Origin of the sequence: Saccharothrix luteola, from assembly GCF_020859565.1 — a bacterium.
Taxonomy (GTDB): domain Bacteria; phylum Actinomycetota; class Actinomycetes; order Mycobacteriales; family Pseudonocardiaceae; genus Actinosynnema; species Actinosynnema luteola.
Genome location: NZ_JAJHUO010000004.1, coordinates 258,917 through 280,508 on the forward strand (window position 1 = coordinate 258,917; position 21,592 = coordinate 280,508).

At 71.9% G+C, this 21,592-nt stretch carries 25 protein-coding genes; 7 read left to right on the forward strand and 18 right to left on the reverse strand.

What is annotated here, in order from left to right:
* Positions 1-79 precede the first annotated feature (79 nt).
* Positions 80-3,082 (forward strand): NACHT domain-containing protein, encoded by a 3,003-nt coding sequence (locus LNK82_RS06660; protein ID WP_372470430.1) that lies wholly within the window; start codon positions 80-82, stop codon positions 3,080-3,082.
* Here the strand turns inward: LNK82_RS06660 and rdgB are convergent.
* A complete protein-coding gene (rdgB, locus tag LNK82_RS06665) occupies positions 3,076-3,678 on the reverse strand; it encodes an RdgB/HAM1 family non-canonical purine NTP pyrophosphatase (protein WP_230566045.1) in 603 nt (200 codons plus the stop codon). The two genes, LNK82_RS06660 and rdgB, sit on opposite strands and share 7 nt — an antisense overlap.
* Entirely contained in the window at positions 3,675-4,439 is a 765-nt protein-coding gene (rph, locus tag LNK82_RS06670; RefSeq protein ID WP_123743797.1) for a ribonuclease PH, read from the reverse strand. The genes rdgB and rph overlap by 4 nt, the downstream gene beginning before the upstream one ends.
* Before the next feature lie 54 nt (positions 4,440-4,493).
* On the opposite strand from rph, the gene LNK82_RS06675 reads away from it, so the two are divergent.
* A complete protein-coding gene (locus LNK82_RS06675) occupies positions 4,494-5,018 on the forward strand; it encodes a DUF2231 domain-containing protein (protein WP_230566046.1) in 525 nt (174 codons plus the stop codon).
* Between the two features lie 128 nt (positions 5,019-5,146).
* Here the strand turns inward: LNK82_RS06675 and LNK82_RS06680 are convergent, their stop codons facing one another.
* The 5 genes from LNK82_RS06680 to LNK82_RS06700 are packed head-to-tail and all read right to left on the reverse strand — an operon-like array spanning position 5,147 to position 8,347.
* Positions 5,147-5,545, reverse strand: a complete 399-nt coding sequence (locus tag LNK82_RS06680; protein ID WP_230566047.1) for an OsmC family protein — start codon at positions 5,543-5,545, stop codon at positions 5,147-5,149.
* A gap of 10 nt (positions 5,546-5,555) precedes the next feature.
* Positions 5,556-6,059, reverse strand: coding sequence for a hemerythrin domain-containing protein (locus tag LNK82_RS06685; protein WP_230566048.1), 504 nt, complete (start codon positions 6,057-6,059; stop codon positions 5,556-5,558).
* Positions 6,049-6,861, reverse strand: a complete 813-nt coding sequence (locus LNK82_RS06690) for an MBL fold metallo-hydrolase (protein WP_230566049.1) — start codon at positions 6,859-6,861, stop codon at positions 6,049-6,051. The genes LNK82_RS06685 and LNK82_RS06690 overlap by 11 nt, the downstream gene beginning before the upstream one ends.
* A gap of 17 nt (positions 6,862-6,878) precedes the next feature.
* A complete protein-coding gene (murI, locus tag LNK82_RS06695) occupies positions 6,879-7,676 on the reverse strand; it encodes a glutamate racemase (protein ID WP_230566050.1) in 798 nt (265 codons plus the stop codon).
* Positions 7,673-8,347 carry a rhomboid family intramembrane serine protease gene (locus tag LNK82_RS06700; RefSeq protein ID WP_372470425.1) on the reverse strand — a complete coding sequence of 225 codons (675 nt, stop codon included), beginning with the start codon at positions 8,345-8,347 and terminating at the stop codon, positions 7,673-7,675. Before LNK82_RS06700 ends, murI begins: the two co-directional genes overlap by 4 nt.
* Before the next feature lie 106 nt (positions 8,348-8,453).
* Here LNK82_RS06700 and LNK82_RS06705 point away from each other — a divergent pair, with 106 nt between their 5' ends.
* Entirely contained in the window at positions 8,454-9,299 is an 846-nt protein-coding gene (locus tag LNK82_RS06705) for an SMP-30/gluconolactonase/LRE family protein (protein WP_308257171.1), read from the forward strand.
* Here LNK82_RS06705 and LNK82_RS06710 read toward each other — a convergent pair.
* Positions 9,296-10,066, reverse strand: coding sequence for an MBL fold metallo-hydrolase (locus LNK82_RS06710; protein ID WP_230566052.1), 771 nt, complete (start codon positions 10,064-10,066; stop codon positions 9,296-9,298). The genes LNK82_RS06705 and LNK82_RS06710 overlap by 4 nt on opposite strands.
* Positions 10,067-10,488: 422 nt before the next feature.
* Here LNK82_RS06710 and LNK82_RS06715 point away from each other — a divergent pair, with 422 nt between their 5' ends.
* Positions 10,489-11,172 (forward strand): polysaccharide deacetylase family protein, encoded by a 684-nt coding sequence (locus LNK82_RS06715; RefSeq protein ID WP_230566053.1) that lies wholly within the window; start codon positions 10,489-10,491, stop codon positions 11,170-11,172.
* Positions 11,169-12,449: an extracellular catalytic domain type 1 short-chain-length polyhydroxyalkanoate depolymerase gene (locus LNK82_RS06720; RefSeq protein ID WP_230566054.1), complete on the forward strand. Its 1,281-nt coding sequence runs from the start codon at positions 11,169-11,171 to the stop codon at positions 12,447-12,449. The genes LNK82_RS06715 and LNK82_RS06720 overlap by 4 nt, the downstream gene beginning before the upstream one ends.
* Positions 12,450-12,501: 52 nt before the next feature.
* Here LNK82_RS06720 and LNK82_RS06725 read toward each other — a convergent pair whose 3' ends face one another.
* From LNK82_RS06725 to clpS, 7 genes are all read right to left on the reverse strand, one after another.
* Complete coding sequence (locus tag LNK82_RS06725) at positions 12,502-13,452, reverse strand: PLP-dependent cysteine synthase family protein (protein WP_230566055.1); 951 nt, start codon at positions 13,450-13,452, stop codon at positions 12,502-12,504.
* A 49-nt stretch (positions 13,453-13,501) separates the two neighbouring features.
* Positions 13,502-13,774 (reverse strand): MoaD/ThiS family protein, encoded by a 273-nt coding sequence (locus tag LNK82_RS06730; protein WP_230566056.1) that lies wholly within the window; start codon positions 13,772-13,774, stop codon positions 13,502-13,504.
* 71 nt (positions 13,775-13,845) lie between these two features.
* Positions 13,846-14,301, reverse strand: a complete 456-nt coding sequence (locus LNK82_RS06735) for a M67 family metallopeptidase (protein WP_073889135.1) — start codon at positions 14,299-14,301, stop codon at positions 13,846-13,848.
* A gap of 51 nt (positions 14,302-14,352) precedes the next feature.
* Positions 14,353-14,877, reverse strand: a complete 525-nt coding sequence (locus LNK82_RS06740) for a DUF2231 domain-containing protein (RefSeq protein WP_230566057.1) — start codon at positions 14,875-14,877, stop codon at positions 14,353-14,355.
* A 142-nt stretch (positions 14,878-15,019) separates the two neighbouring features.
* On the reverse strand, positions 15,020-15,622 hold the full coding sequence (locus LNK82_RS06745) for a peptidase S58, DmpA (protein ID WP_230566058.1): 603 nt from the start codon (positions 15,620-15,622) through the stop codon (positions 15,020-15,022).
* Complete coding sequence (locus tag LNK82_RS06750; protein ID WP_230566059.1) at positions 15,622-16,179, reverse strand: DUF2017 domain-containing protein; 558 nt, start codon at positions 16,177-16,179, stop codon at positions 15,622-15,624. Before LNK82_RS06750 ends, LNK82_RS06745 begins: the two co-directional genes overlap by 1 nt.
* Positions 16,176-16,475 (reverse strand): ATP-dependent Clp protease adapter ClpS, encoded by a 300-nt coding sequence (gene clpS, locus LNK82_RS06755; RefSeq protein ID WP_033438448.1) that lies wholly within the window; start codon positions 16,473-16,475, stop codon positions 16,176-16,178. Before clpS ends, LNK82_RS06750 begins: the two co-directional genes overlap by 4 nt.
* Before the next feature lie 76 nt (positions 16,476-16,551).
* Here clpS and LNK82_RS06760 point away from each other — a divergent pair, with 76 nt between their 5' ends.
* Positions 16,552-17,826 carry a nicotinate phosphoribosyltransferase gene (locus LNK82_RS06760; protein ID WP_230566060.1) on the forward strand — a complete coding sequence of 425 codons (1,275 nt, stop codon included), beginning with the start codon at positions 16,552-16,554 and terminating at the stop codon, positions 17,824-17,826.
* Between the two features lie 10 nt (positions 17,827-17,836).
* Positions 17,837-18,406 (forward strand): isochorismatase family protein, encoded by a 570-nt coding sequence (locus LNK82_RS06765; RefSeq protein WP_230566061.1) that lies wholly within the window; start codon positions 17,837-17,839, stop codon positions 18,404-18,406.
* Positions 18,407-18,624: 218 nt separating this feature from the next.
* Here the strand turns inward: LNK82_RS06765 and LNK82_RS06770 are convergent, their stop codons facing one another.
* From LNK82_RS06770 to LNK82_RS06780, 3 genes are all read right to left on the reverse strand, one after another.
* Entirely contained in the window at positions 18,625-19,287 is a 663-nt protein-coding gene (locus LNK82_RS06770) for a hypothetical protein (RefSeq protein ID WP_230566062.1), read from the reverse strand.
* Positions 19,288-19,412: 125 nt separating this feature from the next.
* On the reverse strand, positions 19,413-20,567 hold the full coding sequence (gene wecB, locus LNK82_RS06775) for a non-hydrolyzing UDP-N-acetylglucosamine 2-epimerase (RefSeq protein ID WP_230566063.1): 1,155 nt from the start codon (positions 20,565-20,567) through the stop codon (positions 19,413-19,415).
* Complete coding sequence (locus tag LNK82_RS06780; protein WP_230566064.1) at positions 20,564-21,340, reverse strand: choice-of-anchor protein CoaP; 777 nt, start codon at positions 21,338-21,340, stop codon at positions 20,564-20,566. The genes wecB and LNK82_RS06780 overlap by 4 nt, the downstream gene beginning before the upstream one ends.
* Between the last annotated feature and the right edge of the window lie 252 nt (positions 21,341-21,592).

Consider the following 21,592-nt stretch of genomic DNA (forward strand, 5'->3'; position numbering starts at 1 on the left):
GTGTCCTCCCCTGCTCGAACCTGTCGGTTCGGAGCACGGGGAGGGCACCATCGCCATTCTGGAGGCGGCGGCCGGCAAGATCGGTGAGGCCGTCGCGCAGCACGCGGCGAAGTCCTGGCTGGCACGCCGGCGGGCGTCGCGCGACCGCACGGCGTCGTTGGCTTCACTGGCCGCCGAAGAGCTGTCGTCGATCCGCCAACGTGACCGGTTGGATCACCTGGTCGTGGGCATCGGCCACCAGGTGGGCGACCAGCTCGAACCGCTGTTGGCGGCCAAGTTCGCGTCCCTGCCCGATGGCGAGGTCGAGGCGGCCCTGGACGCCGTGGTCGACGCGTTGCGCGAGCTGGACCTCTCCGACGAGGCGCTGCTGGCCGCCGACGCCGACCCCGAGCTGCTGGCCCGGCGGGTGCGGGCGACGCTCGTCCGCGACGCCGGGCTGTCCGAGCCGGCGACCCGCCTGTACGAGATCGCGCTCGACCAGGCGTGCCGCTACCTCGTCCAGGTGATCCGGCACCTGCCGGCGTTCCAGCCGCGGGCGTTGGCGGAGGTGCTGGCCCGGGCGTCGCAGCAGGCCGCGTTGCTGGAGGACGTGCTGTCCCGGCTGCCGCGCACCAGCCTGCACGCGCCGACCGGCGCGGACACCGACGAGGAGTTCCGCGACGAGTACCTGCGCTACGTGGCGAACAGCGTGGACCGCCTCGAACTGCTGGGCCTGACCATGCGCCACCGGCCGAAGCTCGCGTTGAGCGTGGCCTACCTGAGCCTTAGCGTCACCGACCAGGACCACCGCGGCTCCCGCTTCGAGTTCGACCGCTGGTTCGGCGCCGACGTGGACCACGGGCACGGGTCGATGCGGGTGGAGGCGGCCATCGGCAACGCCGACCGCACGTTGGTGCGCGGTGAGGCCGGGTCGGGCAAGACCACGTTGCTGGACTGGCTGGCCGTGACGGCGGCGCGGGAGGCGTTCACCGACCGGCTGTCGTCGTGGAACGGCCTGGTGCCGCTGGTCGTGCGGCTGCGCCGGTACGCGGACTCGCCGCTGCCTCGGCCCGAGCAGTTCCTGGACCACGCGGCGGGGTGGTTGGCCGGGCTCATGCCTCGGGGCTGGGTGCACCGCGTGCTGCGCGCCGGTCAGGGGTTGGTGCTGGTCGACGGGGTGGACGAGGTGCCGGCGGGTCGGCGTCGGCTGGTGCGGGAGTGGCTGCGGGAGCTGGTGACGGCGTTCCCCTCGGCGCGGGTGGTGGTGACGTCCCGGCCGGCGGCGGCGGACCAGCGGTGGCTGCACGACGAGGGTTTCGGCTCGGTGCTGCTGGAGCAGATGAGCCCGGCCGACGTGCGGGTGTTCCTCCAGCGTTGGCACGAGGCCGCGCGTGATGCCGAGTCGTTGCCGTGCGCGCCGGAGGACCTGCCGGTGGCGGAGCGGCGGTTGCTGCGGCAGTTGGACAACCGGCCGCACTTGCGGGCGTTGGCCGCGTCGCCGTTGTTGTGCGCGATGCTGTGCGCGTTGAACCTGGGGCGGACTTCGGAGCTGCCGCAGAGCCGGATGGAGCTGTACCAGGCGGCGTTGACCATGCTGCTGGATTTGAGGGACGCCGAGCGCCAGATCGCGGGGATGCTGAGCGGGACCGAGAAGACCGTGCTGCTGCGCGACCTGGCGTGGCGGCTGATCCAGGCCGGTCGGAGTGAACTGCCACTCGATCGGGCGGTCTCCTTCGTGTCGATGAAGCTGCCTTCGATGCCCACCGTGGAGTCCTCGGCGGAGGTCGTGCTGGCACACCTGCTGGAGCGGAGCGGGGTGCTGCGCGAACCGGTGTCGGGTCGGGTCGACTTCGTGCACCGGACGTTCCAGGAGTACCTGGCCGCGAGCGAGGCCACCGAGCAGGAGCACATCGAGACGTTGGCCGGGAACGCGCACCTGGACACGTGGCGCGAGACCGTGGTCATGGCGTGCGGTCACGGCAAGCGCTCGCAAACCAAGGCTTTGCTGACTCAGATCCTGGACCGGGCGGACTCTGAACCCCGCCACGCCCGCCGATTACGGCTCTTGGCCGCCGCATGCCTGGAGACCGTCACCGATGTGGACGCCGAGGTGCACCATCGGATCGACCGGGTCATCCGCGACCACCTCGTGCCGCCCCGGAGCGTCCGGGAGACCCGTTCCCTGGCGTCCATCGGCCACCGGGTGCTGCGCTACCTGCCGGAGACGCTGGACGACCTCTCACCGGCTGCTGCCGCCGCCACCACTCGCGCCGTGGCTCTGACGGGCATCGCGGACGCCATCCCCCGACTCTCCCGCTACGCCCAGGACCGCAGGCAGGCCGTGCAACTGGAGCTGGCCAAGGCGTGGGAGTACTTCGACCCGGAGCGGTACGCGCGGGAGGTGCTGGCCGACGCGCCGCTGCGGTCCGGCACCATCCACGTGACGGAGGCCCGGTTGGTGAAGCACCTGCCCCTGCTCCGGAACCTGTCCTGGACGACTTTGCGGCTGGCCGGACCGCACGCCGATTTCCGGCTCGTCCGGGGGGTTCCGCACCTGAAGTACCTGCACCAGGACGTGGAAGGCGACATCGACCTCGCCCCGCTGGCCGAGCACACGGAGCTCCAGCAGCTGTTCATCCCGGGTGCGCAGGGCTACCGCAATCTCGATGCGCTCGAAGTTCTGCCGGACCTGGAGGAGCTGGCCCTCGGCAAACTGGCCGAGCTCGACGGGTTGGCGCGACTGCGGAAGCTCGACTTCCTCGCCGTCAGACTCCTCCCCGAGGCGGGCCCGAGCCTCGCGCCCTTGCGCCACCTGCCTCTGCGCTACCTCGGCCTGTACTGGGGCGCGACGCCGGAGGTGCTCGACGACATCGCCGACCATTTTCCTGGCCTCGAAAGCCTCCACCTGGGCGGCGAGATCGCGCAGCGCCTTGATCCCGTGACCGGTCTCAAGAAGCTGCGAGAGCTGACGCTGAGGGCCAAGTCCAAGCCGCTCGACCTGCGACCCATCCGGGGCATGACCCTGGAACTCTGGCTCTCGCCCCGGGACGAGCACATCGGCTTGGACGAGTTGGGCCCCGGGGTGACGGTCAGCTACTACTGAGCCAGCTCGCGCAGGTGCGGGAGCAGGAGGCGCAGGGCGCGGCCCCGGTGGGAGATCTCGTCCTTCTGGTCCGGGGTCAGCTCGGCCGAGGTGACGTCATGACCCTCCGGGCGGAAGATCGGGTCGTAGCCGAAGCCGTTCTCGCCGGCAGGCTCGCGGGTGATGGTGCCGCGCCACTCACCGCGCACCACCGTCTCCGCGCCGGGGCCCGCCACGAACGCCGCCGTGCAGACGAAGGCCGCTCCCCTGCGCTCGTCCGGCACGTCACGGAGTTGGCCGAGGACCAGGTCCAGGTTGGCCTGGTCGTCGCCGTGCCGGCCGGACCAGCGGGCCGACAGGACGCCCGGCATGCCGTTCAACGCGTCGATGGCGATACCGGAATCGTCCGCGACCGACGGGAGGCCGGTGGCGTTGAACGCGTCACGGGCCTTGGCCAGGGCGTTGCCCTCGAACGTGGGATCGGTCTCCGGGGCCTCCGGGAACTCCGGCACGTCGTCCAGGCCGACCACCTCGATCCCCTCCAGCCCTTCGGCCAGCAGGATGCGGCGCAGTTCGCCGAGCTTCTTCTTGTTCCGCGAGGCCAGGAGCAGCTTCACTTCTTCTTCGCCTTCGGCTCGGGCAGGACGCCGGGGTACGGCAGGGCCAGCGCCTCCGCCTGGATGCGGTTCAACTCGGCGCAGCCGGCCAGGGCGAGGTCGAGCATCTTGTCCAGCGTCGACCGCGCGAAGGTCGCGCCCTCGCCGGTGCCCTGCACCTCGATCAACGTGCCGGCGTCCGTGGCGACGACGTTCATGTCGACCTCGGCGCGGGAGTCCTCTTCGTACGGCAGGTCGAGGCGCACGCGACCGTCCACCACGCCGACCGACACGGCCGACACGGCGCACGAGAGCGGCTGGGGGTCGGCCAGGCGGCCGGCGGCGCCCAGGTAGGTGACGGCGTCGGCCAGGGCCACGTACGCGCCGGTGATGGCGGCGGTGCGGGTGCCGCCGTCGGCCTGGATCACGTCGCAGTCGATCACGATCGTGTTCTCGCCGAGCGCGGCCAGGTCGATGCACGCCCGCAAAGACCGCCCGATCAGGCGGCTGATCTCGTGCGTGCGTCCCCCGATCCGGCCCTTCACCGACTCACGGTCGCTGCGCGTGTGCGTCGCGGAGGGCAGCATCGCGTATTCGGCGGTCACCCAGCCGAGCCCCGAGCCGGACCGCCACCGCGGCACGCCCTCGGTCACGCTGGCCGCGCACAACACCCGCGTGTTGCCGAACTCGATCAGCACCGACCCGGCGGGCCACTGCTGGAAGCCGCGGGTGATCCGGATGTCGCGCAGTACGTCGTCGTTCCTGCCATCGGTCCTCAGCACGGCACTACCCTATGTCGCTGAACCCGGGAGCAACCCACCGGCGTAGGGAGAGACATGGCACTCGCAGACGACCTGGTGACGATCTTCGGTCTCCCCGCGCACCCGCTGCTGGTCCACGCCGTGGTGGTGCTGCTCCCGCTGGCCGCCGCGGGCGCCGCCGCGCTGGCCGTCGTGCCCCGGTGGCGGCAGCGGTACGCGTGGCCCCTGCTGGGCGTGACGCTGGTGGCCGTCGGCTCGGTGCCGCTGGCGCAGTGGGCGGGCGAGCAGCTGATCGCGAAGATGCAGGCGGCGGGTTTCGAGGACCCGGCGGCCCAGCGGCACGCCGACCTGGGCAACGACCTGCTGCCGTTCGCGCTGGGGTTCTTCGTGGTCGTGGTGGCCCTGCTCGTCGCAGGCCGCCTGGCCGACCGCGAACGCGTGGCCGCCGTCGAGGACCCGGCCGTGCCGAAGACGTGGCGCCGCATCTCGACGGTCGTCGCCGTCCTGGTCATCGCCGCCGGCGCCGCCGCCACCGTCCAGACCGTCCGCATCGGCCACAGCGGCTCGACCGCCGTCTACGACTACGTGAGCACCATCTGACCCCGCGAGAGTCCTACGCCCGGAGCCCGAGAGTCCTACGTCCACGGACCCCGAGTTCAACGCTCAGCGTTGAATTCACCGCTCGTGGACGTAGGACTCTCGCGGCGTGGACGTAGGACTCTCGACGGTCAGGTGGGCAGCGTCAGAGGGGTCGGCGGGGCGGCTTTCAGGGTGCGGGTGACGGTGCACAGCTGGTCGATGGCCCGGAGGACGGCGGTCTCCAGGGCGGCGCGTTGGGTCTCGTCCAGCTGGGAGATGTCGTAGTCGAGCGCGACCGGCACGCTGGTCAGCGAGTGCCCGTCCGCCGAACGCACGTCGTCCGCACGCGCCACCAGGTCGCCGTCCACGCGACGCGTCACCAGCGTCTCCGCCGTCACCACCGCGCAGCCCGCCGCGGCCGCGAGCAGCAGCTCCACCGGCGTGAACGAGCCCTCGGCGCCCTTGCGGCCGACGCGCACCGAGGCGCCCCGGTCGTTCGTGGCCACGAAATCGTGCTGACCGACCCGGCGCACCTCGACGTTCGACACACGATCGACGTTAGTCGATCCGGTCCTCCGTGGCTGCCGCGATCTTGCGGACGTAGCCGATGTCACCGCAGTCGTCGTCCAACCGGCTCTGCCGGACCTCCACGAACAGCCGGCCGAGCTCGTCGCGCCGCTCGTCGGACACCTCCTCCCGCGCGTCGTTGAGGATCGTCCGCTCCTCCTCGTCCACGTGGTGGTTGAGCGCCTGGACCAACTCCTCCAGCTTGCTCTCCCACTCGTCGGAGCTCGTGTCCTCGACCTCCATCAACGCCAACAACGCCTGGTGGCCCTCGGCGTGCTCCTCCGCGCCGTGGTCGACCTCGGCGTTGTCGACTTCCTTGTACCGCTTGAGGGCCGGGTACACCTTGGACTCCTCGGCCTCGGCGTGCGCCACGAGCAGCGCCGCCAACTCGCCGAGCACCGTCGAGCGGTCGGAGTTCCGGTCGCGCAGCGCGCGGAACAGCTCCTCGAACTTCCGGTGGTCGGCCAGGATCAACTCGACGACATCAGTTGCCATGGCCGCCGATTACCCGCACCTCCGACCGGTCAACCGCGTACGTGTCGCCTTGGTTGACCACGTCGACCGGCCCGGGGAAGCGGCTGCGCGCCTCGGCCAGCACGGCGTCGCGATCGGTCCACGGCGCGATGTGCGTGAGCAGCAGCCGCCCGACGCCGGCGTCCGCCGCCACCTCGCCCGCCTGCACGCCGGACAGGTGCGTGCCGGGCGGCCGGTCGTCGGAGTGCGTCCACGTCGCCTCCGAGAGCAGCACGTCCACGTCGCGCGCCAAGCCGCGTAACGCCTCGCACGGCCCCGTGTCGCCGGTGTAGGCCAACGTCGCCGTCTTGGTGGCGATGCGGAACCCGTACGTCTCGGTCGGGTGGTCCACCCGGACGGCCGTGATCTCGAACGGCCCGATGCGGGTCACCGCGCCGTCGGCGAGGGTGTGGAACTCGAACACGTCGCTCAGGTCCGTGGTGAGCAGCTCGTCGGCCGTCTCCGCGTACGCGCGGGCGAACCGGTCGGCGGACTCGGCCGGCCCGTGCACGGGCAGCCGGCGTTCCCGCGTGTCGTACGGCGGGTGGGTGTGGTAGCGGCGGATGACGGTGAGGGTGGTGAAGTCGGCGCAGTGGTCCGGGTGCAGGTGGGAGAACAGCAGGGCGTCCAACGAGAACGCGTCGTGACGCGCCTGCAGCGACGCCAGGACCCCGCTGCCCAGTTCGATCGCGAGTCGGCAGCCCTCCGCCTCGACGAGGTAGCCGGATGCGGGCCCGTGCGGTCCCGGCAGGCTGCCCGAGCAGCCGAGGATGGTCAACAGCACCCGTGGAGCGTGCCAGGTCAGCCGTGGGCTTGGAAGGTCGCTCTTTCCAACCCGGGCAGGAATCGGCGCGCCAGCCGGGCGAACGGCTCGACCGGACCGGTGCAGCTGAACCGCTGATCGGGGTCGCCGGCGCGGAACAGGTCGCGCTCCGTGAGCACCCGCACGACGTCCTTCACGGTCTCCTCGGCGCTGGAGACGAGCGTCACGCCGTCACCCATCACGATCTGCAACACGCCGGTCAGCAGCGGGTAGTGCGTGCAGCCGAGGACGAGCGTGTCGACCTCGGCCCGCTGCAACGGTTCCAGGTAGGCCTGCGCCAGGCCGAGCACCTGGCGGCCGGAGGTGGTGCCGCGTTCCACGAAGTCCACGAACCTGGGGCACGCGACCGCCGTGACCTCGATGTCCCGTGCGGCGGCGAACGCGTCCTGGTACGCGCCGGACGCGACCGTGCCCGCCGTGCCGATGACGCCGACCCGCCCCGTGCGGGTGGTGGCCGCCGCCCGGCGCACGGCGGGCAGCACGACCTCGATCACCGGGATGTCGTAACGCTCGCGCGCGTCGCGCAGACAGGCCGCTGACGCCGTGTTGCAGGCGATGACCAGCAGCTTCGCGCCGTCGGCGACCTGCCGGTCCATCACTTCGAGGGCGTACTTGCGCGCTTCGGCGATCGGCAGCGGGCCGTACGGGCAGTTGACCGTGTCGCCGACGTAGCGGATCCGCTCACCCGGCAACTGGTCCATGATCGCCCGTGCGACGGTCAGCCCGCCGACGCCGGAGTCGAAGATCGCGATGGGCGAATCGGCGGTGACGGTCACACGTCGAGCGTAGTCCGGGCGCCCTTCCTGGCATCCTGGGCGACGCCCCACGCGGCGAGGACGCCGCCGAGCGCGCCGAACAGGTGCCCCTCCCAGGAGATGCCCGGCTGGCCCGGAAGCACGCCCCACAGCGCCGCGCCGTAGACCGCGAAGACGACCACGGCCAGCACGATCTGCAATGGGCTGCGCGCGAAGATGCCGCGCACCAGCAGGAACACCAGGAAGCCGAAGACGAGGCCCGACGCGCCGATGTGGCTGCCAGTGGAGCCGAAGATCCACACCCCGAGGCCGCTGGTGAGCCAGATGACCGCGGTGACCTGGAGGAACTGCTTGATCCCGGCGGAGGTCGCGAGGTACGACAGCACGAGCAGCGGCACCGCGTTGCCGGTCAGGTGGGTCCAGTCGCCGTGCAGCAGCGGGAACCACAAGATGTTGTCCCACTGGCTGAAGTCGCGCGGGATCACGCCGTCGTTGTCGAGCCGGCCGCCGAGCACGGTGTCGATCGCCTCGACGACGTAGAGCAGGCCGACGAAGCCGAGCACGACCACGGCCGACAGCACGGGCCTCGGCGGCACGACGCGCTTGGCCAACGGCTTGGGCTGCTTGGCCTGCCTGGGCGCGGCGACCACCGGGTCGGGCGTCGGCGGCGTGAAGGGGCCGGTGGGGTCCACGTCACCAGGCTACGCGCGGATGTGGTGATCCAGCGGTGACTTCCGTTCAACGTGACTTCTCCGTCTTCGCCCCTGTGCGACCGGGGCGTGACCGTAGGCTGTGCCGGTGTCGATCGAAGTGGCGGTGCGGGCCGAAGCGGAACTGGGTGAGGCCCCCACGTGGGACCACGCCAGCGGAACGCTGCTCTGGGTGGACGTCCTCCGCAGCGAGGTGCACCGGTACGACCCCTCGCGCGACGACGACGCCGTCCTCGAAGTGCCGCAGCACGTGGGCGCGGCCAAGCCCCGGACCCGCGGCGGCCTGGTGCTGAACCTGCGCGACGGCGTGGCCCTGATCGACCGGGACGGCGTCAAGACCTGGCTCGTCTACTGGGCGCGCGACGGCGTGCGCGGCAACGACGCCGCGATCGACCCGGCGGGCAGGCTGTGGGCGGGCACGATGCGGTACGACGAGGCCCCCGGCGGCTGGCTGGCCCGCGTGGAGCCGAGCGGCGACGCGAAGGTCGTGCTGGACAAGGTGAGCGTCAGCAACGGCATCGGCTGGAGCCCCGACGCCACGCGCATGTACTACATCGACTCGGCGGAACGGCGGATCGACGTCCTCGACTACGACCGCGGCACCGGTGAGGCGACCAACCGCCGCCCGCTCGTCGAGGTGGCGCGCGGGCTGCCCGACGGCCTCACCGTGGACGCGTCCGGCGCGATCTGGGTCGCGCTGTGGGGCGGCGCGGCGGTGCACCGGTACACGCCGGACGGCGCGCTGGACCGGGAGGTCGAGCTGCCGGTCGGCCAGCCGACGGCGTGCTCCTTCGGCGGCGCGGACTTCACCGACCTGTACGTGACGACCGCGCGCGTCGGGTTGAGCGGTGACGCGTCGAGCGAGCTGGCCGGTTCGGTCCTGGTGCTGCCGGGCGTCGGCGAGGGCCTGCCGTCGACCGCGTTCGCGGGCTAGAGCGCGTAGGTGGCGCCCGGCGCGGCCAGCGTGACCGGGCCCGGGAACGCCTCCGCCGCATCGCTCAGGACGCCGTCGTGGTCCGACCACGGCAGGACGTGGGTCAGCACCAGGCGGCCGACGCCGGCGGCCTTGGCCACCTCGCCCGCCTCCTGCCCGCTCATGTGCAGGTAGTTGGCGCGGCCCGCCTGCTCGCGCCACGCCGAGTCGGCCAGCAGCAGGTCGGCGCCCGCGGCCAGCCGCACCAGCTCCGGGCACGGCACCGTGTCGCCGGAGAACACCAGCGACACGCCGCCGTAGGAGATGCGGAACCCGTAGGCCTCGCAGATGTGGCGCATGGCGGCCACCTCGACGTCCACCGGGCCGATGGCGTACCGGCCGGGCGCGAGCGGGACGAAGTCGAACGTCTCGGTCAGGTCCGTCGTCGCCAGCGAGGCCCGGTCGGCGGCGTGCGCGTTGGCCAGTCGGGACGGCGCGTGCGACGGCGCGAACACCGGCAACCGGCGTTCGGTGACGTCGTAGGGCGGCTCCGGGTGCTCGCGCCGGTGCACGGCGAGCGAGCCGAAGTCGGCGCAGTGGTCGAGGTGCAGGTGCGACAGCAGCACGGCGTCGAGGTCGAACGGGTCGCAGAGCCGCGTGAGCGGGCCGAACACCCCGCTGCCGAGCTCCATCACGATCCGCACGCCGCCCGCCTCCACCAGGTACCCGGAGGTCGGCAGATCGGGTCCCGGCGCGCTGCCCGCACACCCGAGCACCGTCAATTGCATGGGCCGAACGATAGCAGGACCGACGACGGCAAAAATGCGGAAACACGGTGGGTGCCGACCATTGAATTCGACCGCCGCACAGGTTCACTCGAATGCATCAACCGAGGTCGGGAGCCTGCACGGGCCTGCGGCTTTCCGAAGCGGATTCGGTAACGCGGCAATTTCACGCGGATGGCCACCACCAGACCGTCGAGCCTGTTTTGCTATTACTTCGGGCGGTCCCCCGAAAGATTAGGACCCCGCTCCGACCGGCCTGACCGAAAGTTTTCGGGCGCAACCGGCGCGACCAAACGGGCGCACCGCGCGTTGCCGCAGCTCAACACGCCATTTGAGACTCGCAACATTCACGAAACTCATTGTCCGCGACCACTCGGCGACACATAGTGACGACAACTCACGCCGTGATCCTCAAGGAGGAGGGAATGGTCTTGAGAACCCTTCTGGCCGTGGTGCTGCTGGTGGTCTCGCCACTGCTGTCCGCGAACGCCGCGGGCGCCGCGCCCGCCCCGAAAGCCGGGGCGGTCGCGCTCGCCTGCAACGGGTACGTCGCGCTGACCTACGACGACGGCCCGAACGCGCAGTTCACCCGCCCCCTGTTGAGCGCGCTGCGCTCGGCGGGCGCGCGGGCCACGTTCTTCGACCTCGGCTCACGCGTGCAGCAACAGCCGCAACTGGCGCGTGAGACGGTGCAGGCGGGCATGTGGGTCGGCAACCACTCGTGGTCGCACCCGTACCTGACGAACCTGAGCGCCGCCGCCGTGGCCAAGGAGCTCGGCGACACCCAGAACGCGATCCGCAACGCCACCGGCCGGACGCCGACGCTGTTCCGCCCGCCGTACGGCGCGACGAACGCGACCGTGCAGACCGAGGCGCGCAAGCTCGGCCTGACCCAGGTCATCTGGTCGGTCGACACGCAGGACTGGAACGGCGCGTCCACCGACGCCATCGTGCGCGCCGCGACCAGCGCGAACGCCGGCGGGATCGTGCTCATGCACGCGAGCTACCAGAACACGGTCAACGCCGTGCCGCGCATCGTCCAGGGGTTGGCGGCCAAGAACCTCTGCCCCGGCCGCATCGACAACACCGGACGGGTGGTGGCTCCGTGAAGGTCCTCGGCGCGATCCTGGGTTCCCTGGCCGTCGCGGCGGCGTTCGTGCTGGCCTCCGTCGCCGCACCGCAGGCCTCGGCCGCCACGCTGACCGAGGTCACCGGCTTCGGCACGAACCCCAGCAACCTGCGCATGCACCTGTACGTGCCGGACCGCACCCAGGCCCGGCCGGGCGTGCTGCTGGCCGTGCACTACTGCACGGGCACCGGCCCGGCGTTCCACTCGGGCACGGACTTCGCCCGGCTGGCCGACCAGTACGGCTTCATCGTGATCTACCCGTCGGCGACCCGCAGCGGGCAGTGCTTCGACGTGTCGAGCCAGCAGGCGCTGCGGCGGGACGGCGGCAGCGACCCGGTCGGCCTGATGTCGATGGTCCGGTACGTCCTCCAGCGCTACAACGGCGACACGAGCCGCGTGTTCGTCACCGGCGTCTCGTCCGGCGCGATGACCACGAACGTCATGCTGGCCAACTACCCGGACGTGTTCGCCGCGGGCGCCGCGTTCGCGGGCGTGCCGGCCAGTTGCTTCGCCACCACCGACGGTTCGGGCTGGAACAGCGCCTGCGCCAACGGCCAGGTGAACAAGACCCCGCAGGAGTGGGGCAACCTGGTGCGCGGCGCCTACCCCGGCTACAGCGGGGCTCGGCCGCGGATGCAGCTGTGGCACGGCACGAACGACGACACGCTGCGCTATCCGAACTTCACCGAAGAGATCGAGCAGTGGACCAACGTCCACGGCCTGTCCACGACGCCGACCTCGACCGACTACCCGCAGTCGAGCTGGACGCGCACCCGCTACGGCGACAAGGTCGAGGCGATCTCCATCCAGGGCGGTTCGCACAACGTCCTGGTCTCCGGCATGGCGTTGCGCGCCATCCAGTTCTTCGGACTGGACCAGACCGGCCCGACGACCACCGACCTGACCAACTCGACCACCACGACCGTGCCCGACCCGACGGGCGCGTGCCGGGTGACCTACGCGGTCAGCTCGTGGAACACCGGCCTGACCGCGAGCATCTCCATCACCAACACCGGCACCAGCCCGGTGAACGGGTGGCAACTCGCGTTCACCCTGCCGTCCGGGCAGACCATCACCAGCGGGTGGAGCGCGACGTACTCGCCCACCAGCGGGGCGGTGACGGCGCGCAACGCCTCGTACAACGGGACGCTCAACCCCGGCGCGTCGACCGGAATCGGGTTCCAGGCCACCCACACCGGCAACACCGGCGAGCCGACCTCGTTCACGCTCAACGGGGCCGCCTGCACGGTCGCCTGACGCGCGAAAGGGGTCCCGCACCCTGTGCGGGACCCCTTTCGCATGCCTGGCCTCAGGCCCAGAGGTGACCGTCGAGCCGTTCCGCGGCTTCGTCCAACGTGCCCGCGTACGCGCCGGTGGACAGGTACTTCCACCCCGCGTCCGCGACGACGAACGCCACGTCCGCCGACTCGCCGCGCGCCGCGGCCTTCTCCGCCGCGGCCAGCGCCGCGTGCAGGATCGCACCGGTGGAGATGCCCGCGAAGATGCCCTCCACCTCGAGCAGCTGCCGGGTGCGGCGCAGCGCGTCGTACGAGCCGACCGAGTAGCGACCGGTCAGCACCTCGGCGTCGTACAGCTCGGGCACGAAGCCCTCGTCGAGGTTGCGCAGGCCGTAGACCAGCTCGCCGTACCGCGGCTCGGCCGCGATGATCTGCACGTCCGGCTTGTGCTCGCGCAGGTACCGGCCGACGCCGACCAGCGTGCCGGTGGTGCCGAGGCCCGCGACGAAGTGCGTGATCGTCGGCAGGTCCTTGAGCAGCTCCGGCCCGGTGCCGTGGTAGTGCGCGCCGGGGTTCGACGGGTTGCCGTACTGGTAGAGCATCACCCAGTCCGGGTTCTGCGCGGAGAGCTCCTTCGCCAGCGCCACGGCCTGGTTCGAGCCGCCCGCCGCCGGCGAGAACACGATCCTCGCGCCGTAGGCCTGGAGCAGCTGCTTGCGCTCGGTGGACGTGTTCTCCGGCATGACGCACACCAGGCCGTAGCCCTTGAGCTTGGCTGCCATGGCGAGGGCGATGCCGGTGTTGCCCGACGTCGGTTCGAGGATCGTGCAGCCCGGCGTGAGCACCCCGCTCCGCTCGGCCTCCTCGATCATCATCAGGACCGGGCGGTCCTTGATCGAGCCGGTCGGGTTGCGGTCCTCCAGCTTCGCCCACAGCCGCACGTCCTTCGACGGCGACAGCCGGGGCAGCCCCACCAGGGGCGTGCCGCCGACGGTGTCGAGCAGTGACTCGTACCGGGCCACGATCTTCCTCCGCAGTGGGTCCTTCCGGGGTGCGTCCTTCCGGGGTGGGTCAGCCGCCCGCGACGGCCGGGAGGATCGTCACGGTGTCGCCGTCCTTGACCGCGGCGCCGAGGCCGCCCGCGAACCGCACGTCCTCGTCGTTGACGTAGACGTTGACGAACCGGTGGAGCGCGCCTTCCTTGACCAGGCGCTGCTTCAGGCCACCGTGGTTGGTCTCCAGGTCGTCGATGACCTCCGCGAGCGTCGCGCCCGCGGCCTCGACGGACTTCTGCCCACCGGTGTGGGTGCGCAGGATCGTGGGGATGGAGACGGTGACGGCCATGCTGGTACCTCCGAGGAGCCGGGTTTGGTGAGGTGGTGCCACGTGTGGTGCGCGCGCGCACCTGGAGGGGCTCAGGGACAGTCGGGCGTGTCGTCGGCGCCGGTGTGGGCGAACATGTACGACTCCACGACCTCGACCGGCTCTTCGGTCACCACGCCGTCCACGATCCGGTAGGAGCGCAGCTCGTGCTGCTCCGGGTCACGGGTGGAGATGAGCACGTAGTGCGCCTGGGGCTCGCTCGCGTAAGAGATGTCCGTGCGGGACGGGTACGCCTCCGTGGCGGTGTGCGAGTGGTAGACGACGATCGTTTCCTCGTCGTTGGCGCTCATCTCGCGGTGGACGCGCAGCTGCTCCATCGAGTCGAAGCGGTAGAACGTCGGCGAGCGCTCGGCGTTGTCCATCGCGATGAACCGCTCCGGGCGGTCGGAGCCCTCCGGGCCCGCGATGATCCCGCATGCCTCGTCCGGGTGGTCGCGACGGGCATGGGCCACCATCGCGTCCACGAGGTCACGGCGAATCACCAGCACCCCTCCATCCTACGTGGTGGGGGAAGGTGTCCCGCCGTGTGAGAACCCGCACTACACCGGTTCGCGCACGCCTCCGGGCGCAGCGGGATCGGCCGTCCGGACGCCGAGGAGGCCGCCCGCGCCGAGGGCCGCGAGACCGAGTGCCGAGACGGCCCTGGCCACGACGCCGAAGCCGTGGCCGCGGAGGCGGAAGGACGTGAGGTAGCACACGTTCGCCACCGCGTTGGCCGTCAGCTGCACGAACGCCGTGCGCCGCTGCTTCTCGTCCAACGTGCCGTACTCGGCCAGTTCGGTGGCCAGGGCCGCGGGCGCTATCGCCAACCCGGCGCCGATCACGGCTCGGGCCGCCTTGCCGCTGCCCGGCATGAGGTCCAACGCCGCCGACGCCGCGTACAGCCCGATGGGCAGCGCGACGACCGCCGGGTGCACGGGCCGGCCGAGCGCCCGTGCCCGCAGCAGGTCCGTCACCTCACGCCTGCGCAGCGTCGCCGGCACCGCCTCGGCCAACGCCCCGGCCGCCTTGTCCACCGCCGGACTGGTCCGCACCCACCTGAACGCCCTCTGCACAGCCGCCATGCCGACCGGATACCCACCCGGCGTGTCGAACACTCAGGTCCCGCGTGTCGAACCTTCAGGCCGGGCGTGTCGAACACTCAGGACCCCCGAGTTCTACGTTCGGGTCACCTGGCGCCGTCCTGAGCGTTGAATTCGGGGTACCTCAGCGTTCGACACGCGGGACCTGAAGGTTCGACACGCGCGGGGGTTCAAGGACGGCGTGGTGGAGGGCGGTGGTGGCGGTGGTGCAGAGGTCGTTCAGGGGGGTGGCGGTCGGACGGCCCGTGGCGACGGCGAAGACGGTGGCGGGCACGGTCACGCCGGTGCGGGCGAAGGCGTCGTGGGCGGACATCGCGACCCGTCGGCATTCCGCCGGGTCCAGGTCGGCGTCCACCACGACGAGCCCCGCGGCGGTCGAGCCGATCAGGGCCAGGGCGGGCACGTCCAGCGGCACGGCGGAGGCGCACACCGAGTAGCCGTCGGCCGGAGGCAGGTCCAAGGCCTCCGCGGCGGGCACGATCGGCACCACCTCGAACGGGCGCGTGCCCACCGGGAAGCCGTGGCCGCGCTCCGCCAGCCACCGCACGACACCGTCCACGGCCGAAGGCCCGCCCAGCACCACGGCGTGCACCCGCCGCACCAACGTCGACGGGTCGAGCAGGTCCAGCTCGCGCGTGCCGACCGGCGCGCCCCGGACGTCCACCCCGGCCACCGCGCCCGCGGGCGTCAGCAGCACCGCCACGCCCGCCGCACGGCCGGCCAGCATCAGGCCATGACCGCTTCGATCAACGTCTCCTGCACCCACGTCAACCAGTGGTACACGCCCAGGTGCGGCGACCGCGGGTCGTCCGGCGGCAGCTCGTCCGGCATGTCCTCCTGCACGTCCAACGCCGTCCCCAGCGCCAGCCGCACGTCGTTCAACGCCGACAGCCACGCCTCGGCCTGCTCCAGCGCCAGCCGCACCTCACCGCCGTCGGGCGGGCACGTCTGCAGCACCACCGCCGCGACACCGGTCTTCAGGTCCAGCAGCTCGGGCTCGTGCAGCGACCGCAGCGCGTTGGCCGAGTCGACCTCGGCCGGGTCGGGCGCGTCGGGGTCGAGCCGGTGGAAGTCGGGCAGCAGCCGCCCCAGGATCGGGTCGTCCGGCGGCGTGGACGGGCCGGTGCGGATGCCGGTCAGCTCCGCCAGCTCGTCCTGCGGCGCCTCCTCGGCGCGTGCCATCAGCATGTCCTGGATCTGGCTCACCAGGCCGCGCACCACGGCTGCTTCCTGCCGGTCGAACCGGCCGAGCACCTGGTCGCCGGTGCGTGTCCACTTCTTCACGACGAACGCTGCATGGTCGCCCAGAGCCCGGCCGCGTGCAGCTTGGCCACGTCGGCCTCCACCTTGTCCTTGCTCCCCGACGACACGATCGCCCTGCCCTTGTGGTGCACGTCCAGCATCAGCTTGGTCGCGTGGTCGCGGCTGTAGCCGAACAGCTTCTGGAACACGTACGTCACGTAGGACATCAGGTTCACCGGGTCGTTCCAGACCAGGGTCTGCCACGGGCGGTCCTCGGTGCGGACCTCCTCGCCGGCCGGGTCAACCTGCGTCCGCTCATGCTCGACGGGCGTGGTCATACCGCCAATGGTGTCATGTTCCGGTCCGCGGTGGAGCCCTCAGGGGCACCCTGGCCCACGGCTTAGGCTTCCCCGCATGTCGACGTCGCTGTTCACCGACCACTACGAGTTGACGATGCTCGCCGCGGCGCTGCGCGACGGCACCGCGGACCGGCCGTGCGTCTTCGAGGTCTTCGCCCGGCGGTTGCCGGAGGGCAGGCGGTACGGGGTGGTCGCGGGCACCGGGAGGCTGCTGGACGCGATCACCGACTTCACCTTCACCGAAAGTGACCTTGAGCTGCTGGAACGCACGAACGTGGTCGACGAGGCCACCCTGTCGTGGCTGGCGGACTACTCGTTCACCGGGGACGTGGACGGCTACCCGGAGGGCGAGCTGTACTTCCCGGGCTCGCCGATCCTGTCCGTGCGGGCGCCGTTCGGCGTCGGGGTGGTGCTGGAGACCCTGGCGCTGTCGATCCTGAACCACGACAGCGCCATCGCCTCGGCGGCGGCGCGGATGGTGGGCGCGGCCAACGGTCGGCGCATGATCGAGATGGGGTCGCGCCGCACGCACGAGGAGGCGGCCGTGGCGGCGGCCCGCGCCGCGTACCTGGCCGGGTTCACCGCGACGTCGAACCTGGAGGCGGCACGGCGGCACGGCATCCCGACCGCCGGCACGTGCGCGCACGCGTTCACCCTCCTGCACGACAGCGAGGAGGCGGCGTTCCGGTCGCAGGTCGAGGCGCTGGGCGTGGACACGACGCTCCTGGTGGACACCTACGACATCACCAACGGCATCAAGACCGCCGTGGAGGTGGCGGGGCCGGCGCTGGGCGCGGTGCGGATCGACTCCGGCGACCTGGGCGTGCTGGCGCGGCAGGCGCGTGACCAGCTGGACTCGCTGGGCGCGCGGAACACCCGGATCGTGGTGTCGGGCGACCTGGACGAGTACTCGATCGCGATGCTGCGCGCGGAGCCGGTGGACGCGTACGGCGTGGGCACGTCGCTGGTCACGGGGTCCGGCGCACCGACCGCGGGCATGGTCTACAAGCTGGTCGAGGTGGATGGGCGGCCGGTGGCCAAGCGCAGCTCGCACAAGGAGTCGCGCGGTGGGCGCAAGAGCGCGCTGCGGCGGCACAAGGAGACCGGGACGGCGTTGGAGGAGGTCGTGTTCCCGCACGACTCCGAGCCGTCGGCGGGCGCGCACGACCGGCTGCTCGCCGTGCCGCTGGTCCGCGCCGGCCGACGGGTGGACGGCCTGGACACGTTGGCGGAGAGCCGGGAACGGCTGCGTGCTGCCCTCGTGACCGTGCCGTGGGAAGGTCTGAAGCTGTCCCGCGGCGAGCCCGCGATCCCGACGACGTTCCTGTAGGGGGCGGAAGATGAGCAAGGCGCTGATCGTGGTGGACGTGCAGGTCGACTTCTGCGAGGGCGGCTCGCTGGCGGTGCCCGGTGGCGCGGCGGTGGCGGCGGCGGTCTCGGCGCACGTCGCCTCGTCGTCGTACGACCACGTGGTGGCGACGCGCGACTACCACATCGACCCGGGGGCGCACTTCAGCGAGACGCCGGACTTCGTCGACTCGTGGCCGGTGCACTGCGTGGCGGGGACGGCCGGTGCGGCGTTCCACCCGGAGTTCGACGTGACGCCGGTGGAGGAGGTGTTCTCCAAGGGCGCGTACGCGGCGGCGTACTCGGGGTTCGAGGGCTCGTCGCGCTCGGGTGAGCAGTTGGTGGACTGGCTGCGTGCGCGTGGGGTGGAGCAGGTGGACGTGGTGGGGGTGGCGACCGACCACTGCGTACGTGCGACGGCGGTGGACGCGGCGAACGCCGGGTTCGCGACGACCGTGCTGCTGGACCTGACGGCGGGCGTCTCGCAGGCGACGGTGGACAGCGCGTTGACGCGGCTGGGCGACGCCGGCGTGACGCTGTCCGGCACCCCTCGCGTCGGCTGACCACCCCGCGTGTCGAACGCTCAGGTCCCGCGTGTCGAACACTCAGGTCGGGCGTGTCGAACGCTCAGGTCCCGCGTGTCGAACACTCAGGTCGGGCGTGTCGAACGCTCAGGTCGGGTGAGTTCCGCGTTCACGGCCGCCGGTCGCGGTCCTGAGCGTTGAACTCGGGGGTCCTGAGCGTTCGACACGCGGGGCCCGAGCGTTCGACACGCGCGAGGTCAAGGGGTCGGTGAGCAGGCGGTCGCGCCGAGGACCACGTCGCCGGTCACGGTGGACGCCTCGGTGAAGCGCAGGTGCAGCATGGTCATCGCGATGCTGCCGTCGTTCGGGTCCGGGTTGGCCGTCTCGCCGAACGTCGCCGTGGCCAGCACCGTGCCGTCGCCCGACTTCACCTCGTGCACGTAGTTCGTCGGGATCTGCTCGGGCAGCCCCGCGAAGCCCTGCAGGCCGTCCGCGGCCCACCCCGCGCTGGTGCCGGACACGGTGCCCACGCAGGTGACCTTCCACCTGGCCACCCGCAGCCTCGGCCCGCCCGCCGACATCAGCGCCGACAGCTCGAACTCCGCGCCGACCGCCTCGGACGTGGACGTGGTCGTGCCGTTGTCCGGGTCGGCGACCGCGGTGGTGCACGACGACGTGCCCGCGCCGAACCGGACGCCCGTGCGGCTCACCGCCTCGGACTTGTTCGACGTCGTGCCGTCGACCGCGCACGGCGCCAGCGGCGCGACGGTGACCCGAGTGCCCGCCTTGGTGAACTCGGCGGAGCCGACGGACGCCACCCCCGCCGGGTTGGCCGCCGACGCCGGTGGCGCGGCGGTGACCAGGCCGAGCACCAGCGCCGCGGTCACGGCGCCCACCCGGCGCGCTCCGTTCTGCTTCATCGTGTCGCCCTCCTGCTATTCGCGGTCGTGAGGACTATCGAACTCCGGCGGACACGACCCGATGATCTCGCGCGTACATCACCCGCTAGAGGAAAACCGATACCTGTTCGAGTGACAGAACGCGGTCAGCACGGAATGCGCACCGGCAGCGACGCGCCGGCGAAATCACTCGGCAGACCGACGAGCCGCTCCAACGCGCCGCGCACCCGGATCGCCGCGCGGCCGTCGCCGAACGGGTTGCGCCCCCGCGGCAGCCGCAGCCGCGCGCCGAGCACCCAGCCCGCCTCGGCGATGATCCGGATCGGGTCGGTGCCGACCAGCCACGCCCCGCCCGCCTCCACCGCGGACACCCGCTCGGTCGTGTCCCGCAGCACCAGCACCGGCACGCCGAACGTGGGCGCCTCCTCCTGGATGCCGCCGGAGTCGGTGAGCACGAGCGCGGACCGGCGCAGCGCGCGCACGAGGTCCGAGTAGTCCAACGGCCCGGTCACCACGATCCGCTCGTGCCCGCCGAGCAGGGCCCGTGCCGCCGCACGCACCCGCGGGTCCGAGTGCACGGGCAGCAGCACGCGCACGTCGGGGTGCCGGTCGGCGATCGCCCGCACGGCGTGCAGCACCCGCGTCAACGGCTTGCCCCACGACTCGCGCCGGTGCACCGTGACCAGCACCAGGCGTTCGGAGCGCTCGTCGAGCACGGTTTCGAGCACCGCGAGGTCGGCGTCGCGGGCGGGCAGGTCGGCGGCGGCGATTCGCTGCACGGCGTCGACAACGGTGTTGCCGGTGACCACGATCCGGCGGTCCGCCAGGCCCTCTCGGACGAGCGCGGCGGCGTCGTCGTCGGTCGGCGCGAGGTGCAGGGTGGCGATCCGGGCGATCATCCGCCGGGCGCCCTCCTCGGGGAACGGCCCGGCGGTGCCCGGGCCGGCTTCGAGGTGCGCGACCGGGATGCCGCGCCAGAACGCGGCGAGCGCGCCGGCCAGCGCGGTGGTGGTGTCGCCCGGCACGAGGACGACGGCCGGGTCGCGACCGCGCAGCATGCGGTCGAACTCCGCGACCAGGCGGGCCGGCAGTTCGTCCCGGCCGCCGGTGGCCCGCGGCACGTCCAGGTCGACGTCCACGAGCAGGCCGAACGAGCTCAGCACCTGCTCGACCACGCCGTTGCGCTGTCCACTGTGGATGATCACGGGCCGGAGCACCGGGTGGTCGGCGAGCGCCAGCGCCACCGGCGCGACCTTCACCGCTTCGGATCGGGTGCCCGCGAGCAGCACGACTTCCTTCACCTTGCTCCCTTCACAGCGGTGCGGACGGGCGCGGGTTCGTGTCGGCGGCGCAACGCCGCGGCGCCCACGGGCACGCCGAACAGGGCGAGCAGGCCGAGCCCGACGCACAGTCCGGCGCCGGACGCCATCGGGATCGGCAGACCGGCCGGACCGCAGGTGACGGACGAGAGCACCAGGTCACCGGTGCCCGGCGCGCCGCCGCCCAGGGTCACGTGGACGGCGTTGACGGTGAGGCTGCCGTCGGCGTTGCGCACCTGCTCGTTGAACACCACCTCCGCGCCGGGGAGGCCGACGTCGATCGTGGTGTCGGGCGCGGGTCGCGCGTCGACCTCACCGAGCCCGCCGAGGTCCAGACCGACGAGGTCGGTCCTGCCCACCACGCCCTTCTGGGTGGCCGCGCACTCGGCTCCGACCAGTTCGGCGGACACGCCGCCGGTCGCGGTCGGGAGCAGGTCGAGCCGGACGTCGGCGGTGCTCGCCCGGGAGCCGACGCCGCCGGTCTTGTCGTCGCGCGACGTGGACGCGCTGATCACACCGGTCTTCAGGGTGTTCGGCAGGTCCACGCCCGCGAACGTGGCGGTGGTGGGGCCGTTCGCGTCGGCGGCGGCGAAGGGGCCGGCGGACACCGCGGCACGGCCCGGCAGCGACAGGTCGACCCTCGCGCCGTCGGCCGAGGCGTCCCCGGGCGCCGCCGAGGCCGGTGTGGCTCCGACGACCAGCGCCGCGGCGGCGAGCCCGGCAGCCGCGGCGTGACGCGTCACTGGCACACGCATGGGACCCCTTTCACGAAACGTCCGGTCGGGCAAATGCCCCTATCGGCGTTCCTCCCGCCGCATTGAGGGTTGCTGACCGTAAAGAGGGACAACCGCCACTCGAACCGCCCAATCACCGCCACTGAACGTGGGCGAACAGCCCGAAAGCACTTCGCGTTTTCACTCGTTCCGGGGGTGAGGTTCGCCGTATGCACACCCGATGACCACCAAGCAGCCCTAATCGGGCGATCCCTCGATCGAGGGAAGGCCTCA

Excerpts from the sequence above, each read along its gene's own strand:
- LNK82_RS06685 (WP_230566048.1), bottom strand. The coding sequence starts at position 6,059 with ATGGCAACTGATGTCGTCGAGTTGATCCTGGCCGACCACCGGAAGTTC.
- clpS (WP_033438448.1), bottom strand. The coding sequence starts at position 16,475 with ATGACCACGCCCGTCGAGCATGAGCGGACGCAGGTTGACCCGGCCGGC.
- LNK82_RS06745 (WP_230566058.1), bottom strand. The coding sequence starts at position 15,622 with ATGCTGGCCGGCCGTGCGGCGGGCGTGGCGGTGCTGCTGACGCCCGCG.
- LNK82_RS06760 (WP_230566060.1), top strand. The coding sequence starts at position 16,552 with ATGTCGACGTCGCTGTTCACCGACCACTACGAGTTGACGATGCTCGCC.
- LNK82_RS06710 (WP_230566052.1), bottom strand. The coding sequence starts at position 10,066 with ATGCAATTGACGGTGCTCGGGTGTGCGGGCAGCGCGCCGGGACCCGAT.
- LNK82_RS06730 (WP_230566056.1), bottom strand. The coding sequence starts at position 13,774 with ATGGCCGTCACCGTCTCCATCCCCACGATCCTGCGCACCCACACCGGT.
- LNK82_RS06675 (WP_230566046.1), top strand. The coding sequence starts at position 4,494 with ATGGCACTCGCAGACGACCTGGTGACGATCTTCGGTCTCCCCGCGCAC.
- LNK82_RS06740 (WP_230566057.1), bottom strand. The coding sequence starts at position 14,877 with ATGGCGGCTGTGCAGAGGGCGTTCAGGTGGGTGCGGACCAGTCCGGCG.
- LNK82_RS06780 (WP_230566064.1), bottom strand. The coding sequence starts at position 21,340 with ATGCGTGTGCCAGTGACGCGTCACGCCGCGGCTGCCGGGCTCGCCGCC.
- LNK82_RS06765 (WP_230566061.1), top strand. The coding sequence starts at position 17,837 with ATGAGCAAGGCGCTGATCGTGGTGGACGTGCAGGTCGACTTCTGCGAG.
- LNK82_RS06715 (WP_230566053.1), top strand. The coding sequence starts at position 10,489 with ATGGTCTTGAGAACCCTTCTGGCCGTGGTGCTGCTGGTGGTCTCGCCA.
- LNK82_RS06770 (WP_230566062.1), bottom strand. The coding sequence starts at position 19,287 with ATGAAGCAGAACGGAGCGCGCCGGGTGGGCGCCGTGACCGCGGCGCTG.